The organism is Lacrimispora sp. 38-1, from assembly GCF_049890855.1.
Taxonomy (GTDB): domain Bacteria; phylum Bacillota; class Clostridia; order Lachnospirales; family Lachnospiraceae; genus Lacrimispora.
On the sequence record NZ_JBANEW010000053.1, the window covers coordinates 58566 to 70716 of the forward strand.

Annotated in this window: 13 protein-coding genes and 1 riboswitch; of the genes, 12 read left to right on the forward strand and 1 reads right to left on the reverse strand. The window is 43.0% G+C overall.

Translation table 11 applies throughout. The features are described from left to right. Positions 1–11 precede the first annotated feature (11 nt). Positions 12–186: riboswitch (Lysine riboswitch) on the forward strand. Positions 187–328: 142 nt separating this feature from the next. From dapA to V7D18_RS12955, 10 genes are all read left to right on the forward strand, one after another. Then, on the forward strand, positions 329–1213 hold the full coding sequence (dapA, locus tag V7D18_RS12910; RefSeq protein ID WP_426154684.1) for a 4-hydroxy-tetrahydrodipicolinate synthase: 885 nt from the start codon (positions 329–331) through the stop codon (positions 1211–1213). Positions 1214–1243: 30 nt separating this feature from the next. After that, the gene (gene dapB, locus V7D18_RS12915) at positions 1244–2002 is read left to right on the forward strand and encodes a 4-hydroxy-tetrahydrodipicolinate reductase (protein ID WP_426154685.1); all 759 of its coding nucleotides are present in this window, start codon (positions 1244–1246) and stop codon (positions 2000–2002) included. A 77-nt stretch (positions 2003–2079) separates the two neighbouring features. After that, positions 2080–2397: a hypothetical protein gene (locus tag V7D18_RS12920; RefSeq protein ID WP_426154686.1), complete on the forward strand. Its 318-nt coding sequence runs from the start codon at positions 2080–2082 to the stop codon at positions 2395–2397. A 153-nt stretch (positions 2398–2550) separates the two neighbouring features. After that, entirely contained in the window at positions 2551–2913 is a 363-nt protein-coding gene (locus V7D18_RS12925; RefSeq protein ID WP_426154687.1) for a hypothetical protein, read from the forward strand. A 146-nt stretch (positions 2914–3059) separates the two neighbouring features. After that, positions 3060–3767: a phosphoribosylaminoimidazolesuccinocarboxamide synthase gene (purC, locus tag V7D18_RS12930; RefSeq protein ID WP_426154688.1), complete on the forward strand. Its 708-nt coding sequence runs from the start codon at positions 3060–3062 to the stop codon at positions 3765–3767. A 25-nt stretch (positions 3768–3792) separates the two neighbouring features. Continuing rightward, positions 3793–5235, forward strand: a complete 1443-nt coding sequence (gene purF / locus V7D18_RS12935; RefSeq protein ID WP_426154689.1) for an amidophosphoribosyltransferase — start codon at positions 3793–3795, stop codon at positions 5233–5235. Between the two features lie 137 nt (positions 5236–5372). After that, positions 5373–6803 (forward strand): adenylosuccinate lyase, encoded by a 1431-nt coding sequence (purB, locus tag V7D18_RS12940; RefSeq protein ID WP_426154690.1) that lies wholly within the window; start codon positions 5373–5375, stop codon positions 6801–6803. Positions 6804–6871: 68 nt separating this feature from the next. Next, a complete protein-coding gene (locus V7D18_RS12945; protein ID WP_426154691.1) occupies positions 6872–7765 on the forward strand; it encodes a LysR family transcriptional regulator in 894 nt (297 codons plus the stop codon). 101 nt (positions 7766–7866) lie between these two features. Continuing rightward, a complete protein-coding gene (locus tag V7D18_RS12950; RefSeq protein WP_426154692.1) occupies positions 7867–9141 on the forward strand; it encodes an adenylosuccinate synthase in 1275 nt (424 codons plus the stop codon). A 328-nt stretch (positions 9142–9469) separates the two neighbouring features. Then, a complete protein-coding gene (locus V7D18_RS12955) occupies positions 9470–9529 on the forward strand; it encodes a putative holin-like toxin (RefSeq protein WP_426154919.1) in 60 nt (19 codons plus the stop codon). A gap of 190 nt (positions 9530–9719) precedes the next feature. Here V7D18_RS12955 and V7D18_RS12960 read toward each other — a convergent pair whose 3' ends face one another. After that, positions 9720–9953: a hypothetical protein gene (locus V7D18_RS12960; RefSeq protein ID WP_426154693.1), complete on the reverse strand. Its 234-nt coding sequence runs from the start codon at positions 9951–9953 to the stop codon at positions 9720–9722. A gap of 190 nt (positions 9954–10143) precedes the next feature. Here V7D18_RS12960 and V7D18_RS12965 point away from each other — a divergent pair, with 190 nt between their 5' ends. Together V7D18_RS12965 and V7D18_RS12970 are read left to right on the forward strand one after the other, a co-directional pair. Further along, positions 10144–11223 carry a cell wall-binding protein gene (locus tag V7D18_RS12965; RefSeq protein ID WP_426154694.1) on the forward strand — a complete coding sequence of 360 codons (1080 nt, stop codon included), beginning with the start codon at positions 10144–10146 and terminating at the stop codon, positions 11221–11223. 174 nt (positions 11224–11397) lie between these two features. After that, positions 11398–12138: an NADPH-dependent oxidoreductase gene (locus V7D18_RS12970; RefSeq protein WP_426154695.1), complete on the forward strand. Its 741-nt coding sequence runs from the start codon at positions 11398–11400 to the stop codon at positions 12136–12138. The last annotated feature ends 13 nt before the right edge of the window (positions 12139–12151 follow it).

Below are 12151 nucleotides of genomic sequence, written 5' to 3' on the forward strand. Positions count from 1 at the left end.
GGTAACATACATAATAGAGTAGAGGTTGCGTTGATTAAGAGTACGCTGTCCGATGTATCAGGTACAGAGGAGGACAGGGGAAAGGAATAGACGCCGAAGAACGGTATGGCCTGAACATATCTGTTCTGGGCATATGGTTAACAGCCATATGACTGTCATCCGTATGGATGGGGAGCTACTTAAAGAAAGATGAGATTACCAGATTCTGGACTTTAAGAGCTGACCCTGTTGTCAGCTCTGTTTTTTCGTTTCGGCAGGAAGAGCAGAGAAGCAAAGGGCCCTTAGAAGTTTACTATGTATAACGATAAAGAATCAGGAGGATAAGACCATGGCAATTTATGAAGGCGCCGGAGTAGCGCTAGTTACACCTTTTCAGGAGAACGGACTTGTAAATTATGAGGTACTTGAAAAATTGGTGGAGGAGCAGATCGCAGAGGGAACTGATGCAATTGTTGCGTGCGGAACCACCGGGGAAGCATCGACGATGACTCATGAGGAACATTTGGATGTAATCAAATATGTATGTGAGGTAACGAAAAAAAGAATTCCGGTCATAGCCGGTACCGGTTCAAATTGTACGGAAACAGCCGTTTATCTGTCTGAAGAAGCGCAAAAGCTGGGAGCGGATGGCCTTCTTTTGGTTTCTCCATACTATAATAAAGCGACTCAGAACGGTTTAAAAGCTCATTTTAAGGCTGTGGCAGATGCCGTGAATATTCCCATTCTTCTTTATAATATACCAGGAAGAACCGGTGTTACCATTACAGCCCGTACCATTGCAGATCTCTGTCTTAACGTTCCGAACATCGTAGGAGTGAAAGAGGCCAGCGGTGATTTTTCCGCCATCGCTGATCTGCTGAGTCTGACTGACGGGAAAGCCGATGTTTATTCCGGCAATGATAACCAGATTGTTCCCATCATGTCTTTGGGCGGAAGAGGTGTTATTTCTGTCCTTTCTAATGTTGCTCCGGCCAAGACACATGAGATCTGCCAGGCATATCTGGATGGTGATGTGAAACGCAGCGCAAGACTGCAGCTGGAAGCAATTCCGTTAATTAATGCATTATTTTGCGAAGTGAATCCGATTCCCGTGAAAGCAGCGTTAAATCTCATGGGAAGGCAGGCAGGACCAATGCGGCTTCCTTTGACCGAGATGGAAGAAAAAAATCAGGAATATTTAAAAATTGCCATGAAAGAGTATGGAATTTTATAACCGGTGTAAGATATACGTATGGAGGAAATCATGATTAAGATGATAATGCACGGCTGTAACGGGGCCATGGGACAGGTCATTTCCGGTATTGCAGCGGAAGAAAAAAATATAGAGATTGTTGCAGGGATTGATCCCAACATGACGAAAGAAAATTCATACCCGGTATTTTCTTCCTTAGAGTCCTGTGATGTAAAAGCAGATGTAATCGTTGATTTCACTTCTGCAAAGGCCGTGGAGGGCCTCCTTCATTACAGTATCGAAAAACACATTCCGGTGGTTTTGTGTACAACAGGGCTTTCTGAGGAGCAGGTAAAGCTGGTAGAAGATGCATCCAGACAGGTGGCGGTGCTCCGGTCTGCAAACATGTCCTTAGGTGTAAATCTGTTAATGAAGCTGATAAAAGATGCAGCACTGGTGCTTGCAGGTGCAGGATTTGACATTGAGATTCTGGAGAAGCATCATAATAAAAAACTGGATTCTCCAAGCGGAACGGCTCTTGCGCTTGCAGATTCCATTAATGAGGCCATGGACCAGGAATTTCATTATGTTTATGACAGAAGCCAGGTAAGAAAAGCAAGAGATAAGAAGGAAATCGGAATTAGTGCAGTCCGCGGGGGAACCATTGTGGGAGAGCATGATGTGATTTTTGCCGGAACCGATGAGGTGATTACGTTCCAGCACACTGCTTATTCCAAAGCAATCTTTGCACGGGGAGCAGTATCTGCCGCCAAATTTTTAGCAGGGAAAAAACCGGGACTTTATACCATGAAAGACGTAATAGAATCCTGATTTTTTCCAAAATTTTCCACTATAATTCATTTCTCCTTGACACATACTAAGTATAGAATATGAAAGGAGAAAGTATTATGAAAAAAATTAAACCATATGTATTTGCAATTCTTGTCATTATGTCAGTTATGTGTCTGACAGCATGCGGTACAACCAACGGAACTGATGGAACAAAAGCCGGAACGACACAGACTACTACAGCAGCCGGTACAAAAGCACAGACAACTACTGGCGGATCAACAACTACAGGCGGTGCAACCAAGGCTGATGAAGGTAAGGAAAGCAGCACAGGAGTTGTTAATGATGCTGTAAAGGGCGTGGAAAAAGGCGTTGATAAAATTACCGGTGAAAGCAATGGCCAGCCTACCACAGAGAGTACAACAGCAGCAAAATAATTATTTAACAAAAAGCTTCGGGCAGAAAGTAATGCTTGAAGCTTTTTTTACTATCGTATATAATAAGGTCAGACATTTCTTTCATTCTGGATATCAGTTTTTAAATTTCCCATTTGCCGTATACTATGACTTGATCAGGACAGGAGCTGATTTATGAATACAGTTTTGAAAAATTATCGTTTCAGGAGTTATAATAAAAGAAAAAAAACATGGAGAAGCTTAAAGTGGGCATTTGCTCCAGGGAAAAGGCAGAGGGGGGTGTTTTATCTTTTGTACTGCTGTCTGCTTTTTGAAGCTGCGGTTTTATTTCCCAGGCAGAGAGAACAAATTTGCAGTGAACTGAGAAATCTCTATGCTGTCAGGACGGAATATCTGGAAGAAACTATGGCCGGGATGCCTTTTTTGAAAGATGCAGATGGAGAGGTGAGAGAGCGAGGACTTTCTCTGGATTTAAAAGAAGGGGAACTGAAACTGTGGCAGAGAGTGGAGCGGCAGATCCTTAAAAAGTCAGATTGAGAAACAGATATGTATATTGGTCATTAGTATTTATAATAATAAAACCAGTTGCAATCCGATTTTTACTGTATTATAATTTCTACTGAAACACCAGAGTTTTATTTGAAAAACTTATAAATTAATTCAGAAAAGGACAGGTGGATACCGTGGAGAAAAAAGAAATGCTGTATGAGGGAAAAGCAAAGAAGGTCTATACTACTGAGGATCCGGACGTGTTGATTGTTTCTTATAAAGATGATGCCACAGCTTTCAATGGTCTCAAAAAAGGCACAATTGTTGGAAAAGGTGCGATAAATAACCGCATGACCAATTTTGTTTTCAAAAAGTTAGAAGCCAAGGGTGTTCCGACTCATCTGGTTGAAGAATTAAACGACCGTGAGACTGCAGTGAAAAAAGTGGAGATCGTTCCTCTGGAGGTAATTATCAGAAACTATTCTGCCGGAAGTTTTGCGAAAAAGATGGGAATGGAAGAGGGAATTAAATTTGCCTGTCCTACACTTGAATTCAGCTATAAAAATGATGATTTAGGAGATCCGTTTATCAACGATTACTATGCTCTGGCTCTTAATCTTGCAACCAAAGAAGAGATCGATGCCATTACAAAGTATGCGTTTCTGGTAAACGAAGTTCTCATCGAGTACTTTAACACCTTAAATATCGATCTGATTGACTTTAAGATCGAGTTTGGCCGTTACCACGGTCAGATAATACTTGCCGACGAAATCTCTCCTGATACATGCAGACTGTGGGATAAGGATACTCACGAAAAGCTGGATAAGGATCGTTTCCGCAGAGATTTAGGCGGTGTGGAAGATGCATATGAGGAGATATTCAGGCGTCTTGGAATTCAGTAAACAGCACAGAGAGGGTAGACATTTCATGAGTAACGAATTGAACTTCAATATAGAAGAAGAGTTACATGAGGAGTGCGGCGTCTTCGGCATCTATGATTTCGACGGCGGAGACGTTGCTTCCACCATTTATTACGGTCTGTTTGCATTACAGCACAGAGGACAGGAGAGCTGCGGAATTGCTGTCAGCGATACCGAAGGTCCGAAAGGAAAAGTAAGTGCGCATAAGGGGATGGGGTTATGTAACGAGGTTTTTACTCCCGAGGTTTTGGAAGGTCTTCATGGCAATATCGGGGTAGGTCATGTTCGTTATTCAACGGCTGGAAGCAGTACACGGGAAAATGCCCAGCCCCTTGTGCTTAATTACGTAAAAGGAACTCTTGCCATGGCTCATAACGGGAATCTGGTGAATGCACCGGAGCTTCGCAGAGAGTTAGAGTACAGCGGAGCGATTTTTCAGACCACGATTGATTCCGAAGTAATTGCATATCATGTTGCCAGAGAGCGGGTTAAGACCCCTTCTGTAGAGGCAGCGGTTGCCAATGCCATGAAAAAAATTGTGGGAGCTTATTCTCTGGTTGTCATGAGTCCGCGTAAACTGATCGGGGCAAGGGATCCATATGGATTTAAGCCGTTATGCATTGGGAAACGGGACAATGCTTATATCATTGTATCGGAAAGCTGCGCTCTTGATACCATCGGTGCGGAATTTGTCCGTGATGTTCTCCCGGGAGAGATTGTAACCATAACAAAAGACGGAATTGTATCGGATACCAGCCTCTGTTTTAAAGAGAAATCGAAGGAGGCCAGATGTATTTTTGAATATATCTATTTTGCCAGACCGGACAGTGTTTTTGACGGAGTGAGTGTCTATCATTCCAGACTTTGTGCAGGCCGTGCACTGGCTGTGGATTCTCCTGTAGAGGCCGATGTGGTGGTAGGCGTACCGGAATCCGGAAATGCAGCGGCCCTTGGATATTCCCTTCAGTCAGGGATCCCCTATGGTACGGCATTTGTGAAGAATTCCTACGTGGGAAGAACCTTCATTAAACCGAAACAGAGCAACCGGGAATCTTCAGTCAGAATTAAACTGAATGTGTTAAGAGAAGCGGTTGTGGGAAAACGGGTAATCATGATTGATGATTCCATAGTCAGGGGAACAACCAGCGCCCTGATCGTGAACATGCTGCGGGAGGCTGGTGCCAGTGAGGTTCATGTGCGGATCAGTGCACCTCCTTTTCTCCACCCCTGCTATTTCGGAACGGATATTCCTGATGAAGATCAGCTGATCGCCCATAACAGAAGCATTGAAGAGATCCGGGATCTTCTGGAAGCAGATTCCCTGTCTTATTTAAACATGGAACGACTGAAGGAAATGGCAGAAGGGTTGCCCATCTGTACGGCATGCTTCAGCGGGAACTATCCCATTGAGCCGCCGAAAGAAGATATCCGCGGAGAATACAGCAGATAAAAAGGACAAAGAGATCAGGGGCTGTCAGGCCGGTTCGCATCATATAACCGGCGGACGGTCCCTGCCTGCTCTTCCCATAGTAAGAAAAATATGCTAAAATAGCTCTACAACGAAACCCAAGGAGGAATGAAAGGAACATGACAGATCGATACCAAAGCCCGCTGTCTGAGCGTTATGCCAGCAAGGAGATGCAGTACATTTTTTCTCCTGATAAGAAATTTAAAACCTGGAGAAAACTGTGGATTGCTCTGGCGGAAACAGAAAAAGAACTGGGGCTTCCCATTACGGAAGAACAGATAGAGGAACTGAAAGCGTTTCAGGATGACATCAATTACGAGGTTGCCATACAGCGGGAAAAAGAGGTCCGCCACGATGTGATGTCTCACGTATATGCGTATGGAGTACAGTGCCCGAAGGCAAAAGGTATCATTCATCTTGGAGCCACCTCCTGTTATGTTGGTGATAATACAGACATTATTGTTATGACAGAGGCACTTTTGCTGGTGCGGAAAAAACTGATTAACGTAATCAGTGAGCTTGCAAAGTTTGCAGACAGCTATAAAGATTTACCCACTCTTGCATTTACCCACTTTCAGCCGGCCCAGCCAACGACCGTAGGTAAGAGAGCCACGTTATGGCTCCATGATCTTACCATGGATTTAGAAGATCTGGATTATCTTCTTGATACCATTCGCCTTCTTGGTTCCAAAGGAACTACCGGAACCCAGGCCAGCTTCTTGGAGCTGTTTGACGGGGATATGGACAGAGTAAGAAAAGTAGACGCCATAATTGCAGAAAAGATGGGATTTAAGGGATGCTATCCGGTTTCTGGCCAGACCTACTCCCGTAAGGTTGACAGCCGGGTTATTAACGTTCTCGCAGGAATTGCCCAGAGCGCCCATAAGTTTTCCAATGATATCCGCCTTCTTCAGCATTTAAAAGAAGTGGAAGAACCGTTTGAAAAGAGCCAGATCGGTTCGTCAGCCATGGCTTACAAGAGAAATCCCATGAGAAGTGAGAGAATTGCATCACTGTCAAACTACGTAATGGCCGATGTGATGAATCCCATGCTTGTTTCTTCCACCCAGTGGTTTGAACGAACACTGGATGATTCTGCCAACAAACGTCTGAGTGTGCCCGAAGGTTTTCTTGCAATAGACGGAATTCTGGATCTCTATTTAAATGTGGTGGACGGTCTTGTAGTTTATCCCAGGGTTATTGAAAAGCATATGATGGCGGAACTTCCCTTTATGGCGACGGAAAACATCATGATGGATGCGGTGAAGGCTGGCGGCGACAGACAGGAACTTCACGAGCGGATCCGTGAGCTTTCCATGGAAGCCGGAAAGAATGTCAAGGTGAACGGACTGGATAACAATCTGCTGGAACTCATTGCAGCAGACCCATCCTTTAATCTCTCGTTAGAAGAACTGAAAAAGAGCATGGACCCTAAGAAGTATGTAGGCTGTGCCCCGGCTCAGGTTGAAATATACCTTGATGAGGTGATTCGTCCTCTTCTTAAGGACAACCAGGAACTTCTTGGAATGACAGCAGAAATCAATGTATAAGAAAGCTGCGGACAGACTGATATTTGTCAATGAGTCTGTCTGCAGTTTTTCGTTTGTCAGGAGGAGCCATGAGCAGCAGTCTGGAATATTATAAGGTTTTTTATTATGTGGCAAATTTAGGGAGTATTACACTGGCTTCAGAAAAGCTCTGCATCTCCCAGCCGGCAGTCAGCCAGGCAGTAAGACAGCTGGAACAGTCGTTGGACTGCCAGCTTTTTATGCGGATGTCAAAAGGAGTAAAGCTGACAAGAGAGGGAGAATTTTTATTCGAATATGTGAAATCCGGTTTAGAAAATATCTGGCATGGGGAAAATATGCTAAGGCGGATGAGGGATCTGGAAACAGGAGAGGTGCGAATCGGAGCCAGTGATATGACACTTCAGTTTTATCTGCTTCCCTATCTGGAAAAATTCCATGAGCTTTATCCTGGAATTAAAGTGACGGTTTCCAACGGTCCCACACCGGAAACCCTTCGCTTCCTTTATGACGGAAAAATTGATTTCGGAGTGGTGAGCACGCCCTTTGAGGCGAGAAGTGAGGTAAAAAGCACTCCGGTAAAGGAAGTACGCAATGTTTTTATTGCAGGAGAGAAGTTTAAGCATCTGGAAGGGAAAAAACTAAGTTATGATATCCTGAAGGAGCTTCCCTGTATCTTTCTGGAAAAGAATACCAGTACCCGTACGTTTATGGATGATTTCTTAAAAGAGCGGGGATTGGAAGTGGAGCCGGAATTCGAACTCTCCACCAGTGATATGATCGTTCAGTTTGCAATGCGGAATTTAGGAATTGGCTGTGTCATGTCGGGATTTGCGGAAATGGAACTTGAGAAAGGAAATCTGATAGAACTGCAGTTTAAAGAGTCCATGCCGGGGCGGCAGTTTGCCATTATCACGGACAGTAAGACTCCTGTTTCCCCTGCAGGGAAGAAGATCCTGAAACTTATGACAAATGATATAATCTAGACTTATGCCAAATATAAATAATATTGACTTTACTTATGTGAATCTTTGCGCTATCATAGGGAAGTAAAAGGTATTTTTTCACTCATAGGAGGATTAATCGAATGGTAAGAGCAATCGTAGGCGCCAACTGGGGCGATGAAGGAAAAGGTAAAATCACAGATATGCTGGCAAAGGAGTCTGATATCATTATCCGGTATCAGGGCGGAAGTAATGCCGGACATACAATTATTAATAATTACGGCAAGTTTGCCCTTCACCTTCTTCCGTCAGGTGTATTCTACAACCATACAACCAGTATTATCGGCAATGGCGTGGCATTAAACATACCTTATTTAATTAAGGAAGTGGAAGATCTTGTGAGCAAGGGAGTTCCGAAGCCAAACATTCTGGTTTCTGACCGTGCACAGATTCTGATGCCATATCATATTCTGTTTGACCAGTATGAAGAAGAGCGTCTGGGAAAACGGTCCTTTGGTTCCACTAAATCAGGGATTGCACCATTTTATTCAGATAAATACGCTAAAATCGGTTTCCAGGTAAGCGAGCTGTTTGATGAAGAGTCATTGAAGGAAAAGGTTGCACGGGTTTGTGAGACAAAGAATGTTTTAATGGAGCATTTATATCATAAACCGGCTATTGATCCGGAAGAATTATTTAAGACTCTGCTTGAATACCGTGAGATGGTGAAACCTTTTGTCTGCGACGTTTCCAGATATCTTCACGATGCCATTAAGGAAGGTAAGAACATTTTACTGGAAGGCCAGCTGGGATCCTTAAAGGATACAGATCATGGAATTTATCCTATGGTTACCTCATCCTCCACACTGGCGGCATATGGAGCCATCGGCGCCGGCATACCTCCATACGAGATCAAGAACATCACCACAGTTGTAAAGGCATATTCCAGCGCAGTTGGTGCGGGTGCATTTGTCAGCGAGATCTTCGGTGATGAGGCAGACGAGTTAAGACGCCGCGGCGGTGACGGCGGCGAGTATGGTGCAACCACAGGAAGGCCAAGACGTATGGGCTGGTTTGATGCCGTGGCTTCCAGATATGGATGCAGAATCCAGGGGGCTACCGAGGCAGCGCTTACTGTTTTGGATGTACTTGGTTATCTGGATGAGCTTCCTGTCTGCATCGGGTATGAAATTGACGGAAAAGTCACAAAAGATTTCCCCAATACAGTGGAGCTTAATAAGGCAAAACCGGTTTATACCACACTTCCAGGCTGGAAATGTGAGATCAGAGGAATTAAAAAATATGAGGATCTGCCTGAGAATTGCAGAAACTATATTGAATTTATTGAGAAAGAGCTTGAGACTCCTATCACTATGGTTTCTAACGGACCGGGAAGAGATGATATCATCTATCGCTAGGATCATTTGCAGCTATTACGCTGAGCAGAGCAGTAGAATTAATATTCTTACTGTCTCTGCTTATTTTTATGTATGGTAAAATTTTTATGTCAGCACCTGGAACTGGACACATACGATTATAGTTTTGGTTACATTGCTGGATGGAGCAGTAATAAGGACACAGTGTTTTTTCATTAGTTAGGAGGAAATAAAAAGAAAGTTTGATTGCAGAACATCAGTTCTTGTGGTAAAATATTCACAGGGAACAATCATGTTATTACAAGGAGTTGGCCTTCCATTTTACATAAGATGGGAGGTGATGCAGATGAATTTTGACTTTAAAGACCTTATGGCTTTTGGTATGTTCATTGTTGCATTGCTTACCTTTATTTATAATAATCGTAAGTAAAGTTTTTCTCTAAATCCCAGAAATGGGTACAGAAAAACCACCCTTGTATACTTTGACCGGTATTGGGTGGTGGTTCTGTCTGTTCAATAAAGGCCAACCTCTTGTGTGAGGTGGTTGTTCTTTTTTATATCTCTATTATAGTCAATTCCCTATCTAAATTCAAGTGATTTCTAAATGATACCCGATTATTTTATTGTTCTTTGTTTGTGGTATCGGTATCGTTGTGTTTATCATCCGGTCTTATGACTCGGACAACAAGCTGTGCGGCATATAAAAATACAGGAATAACAACGGTGGAATAAATTGCTGCCATCAGCCATTTTTTAGATTCCGAACTATGAGAAAATGCAGATATAAGCGCAATCACATACAGGGAGCAGATCAGTACCAGACCGATAACTGCCAGGGCGCGTTTCCATTTCATGGGGAAACCTCTCTTTCTGAAAAAACATATTGATTTTCATTATATCCCAAAACTGAAAGAATGGGAAGAAAAGTTTGGGAAAACTTCACAAAAAGTTCAGATATTGTAAACTGTACATTTTGCTGAAAATATAGTAAACTTTTAATAGATTGCAGATTTGCGGACGGCGTGGAAGGAGTGCTGAGTATTCTTGAGGAAAAGATGGTTAACAGTTATTTCAGCAGGAATTATCCTGAGTATGGGAACCGTGACGAGTTCCATGGCTGCAGAAGAAAACGGGCAGGAGCAAAGCATCGCCTGTAATCAGCAGGAAGCCTCTGAGGACTGGCAGTGGAAGGAAGATTCCGGAGGCTGGAAATTTTTAAAAGAGGATGGGACCTATAAAAAGAACTGCTGGGAGAAGATTAACGGAAGCTGGTATTATTTCGGCTTTGATGGTTATATGAGTACGGACTGGACAAGGATCCGTGGTATGGATTATCTGTTTTCAGAAACCGGAGAACTGCAGCTAGGCTGGTGTTATAATGACGAAGAGGAAAAATGGCATTATTATAATGAGGATGGAACTGCACAAAAAGGCTGGTTTCAGGATCAGGACGGAAGCTGGTACTGGTTTTCCACAAAAGGAGAGATGGCTTCTTCCGGGTATAAGTATGTTGCAGGAGGAAGGTATTATTTCTTTGATAACGGGCAGATGGCTGCCAATCAGTATGTAGGCCTTTCTTATATGGATGAAACTGGTAACAGAAACAAAGATTTTGATATCGTAATTGAAAGCAAAAAAAGCAGTTCTACGGTATCTGCTGAGGTTAAGGAGGCTTTTACAGAGGCTTCCAAGAATCTGCCCAGAGACTGGGTAAAGCGATTTACAGACAAAGGCTGGGAGATTTTATATTATCCGGACAAGCGTTATTTTTCTGCTCCCAGTACCGGAAGTGGAGTTTATTATGTCTGTCATACGCTTGATACCACCTATAAAAAAATAAAAATCTGCAATCCTTCCGAACTCACGGAGGCATTTTGTGAATTTATCGGGTATGAATATGGCTGCTATGACGGGAAAAACCAGGAGGCCACAGATTTATCAATGAGTAAAGCATTGGTGGAGGAATATGTTTCTATACCTGATTATTATTCGGACGATATGAAATTTTATTTCGGAAAGCTGGCTGCAGCATATTTAGGAAGTGCTTCAACAAGGTCAGAGATGGAAGCGTCAGCACCGGAAGTGACCCAGATTTTAAAAAAGATATTATACGGACAGAGTTGAGACAGATATAATCCCTCAGGCAGTCAGGTTATGAGCCTGCTTCAGGGATTATACCTAATCGGCGCTGTTTTTTTATTATATTCAAATAATGGTTGACAAATGGGAAAATATACAATATTATAAAACTATATTTTATAAAATTAAATTTAACAATATTAAAAAGGAGCGACAATTATGAATGAGACAATAAATATAATTAAAGATCACAGATCGATACGAAGTTTTCTTGACAAAGACCTGGAGGACTCTGTGATTGATGAGATCTTAAGAGCTGCCCAGGCAATGCCTAATTCTATTAACGCCCAGCAGAGTTCGGTTATTGTAATCAGAGATAAGGAGAAAAAGGCAAAGATTGCACAGCTGGCCGGTGGTCAGAAATGGGTGGAGGATGCTCCGGTATTTCTGCTTTTCATACTGGATTTTTACAAGACCAGCCTTGCAGCTGAGAAAAATGGGCTTACCCAGGTAATACATGAGAGTGTTGAAGGAACCATGGCTGGTACCTTTGACGCAGGGCTTTCAATGGGAGCAGCAATTATAGCTGCAGAGTCCATGGGGCTTGGCATTGTACCGATTGGTGGAATCCGGAAAAATCCCGGAGAATTGATAAAGCTTTTAAATCTGCCGTCCTATACCTATCCGGCAGTGGGGCTGGCAGTGGGATACCCAAAAGACAGATCTCATAAAAAACCCAGACTTCCATTTTCAACATTCCGTCACGATGAAGCTTACCACAAAGAGGGAATGAAAGAAGCCATTGACCGGTACGATATGGAGATGGAAGAATACTTAAAAGAAGTGGGCCGCGAACAGGAGGGGAACTGGAGTAAATATACCTCAGGAATCTATCAGAATGTTTATTTCCCGGACGTCTATCCGACGATGAAGGACCAAAAGTTTTTAAATAATAAATAAAATAACGGGAAAG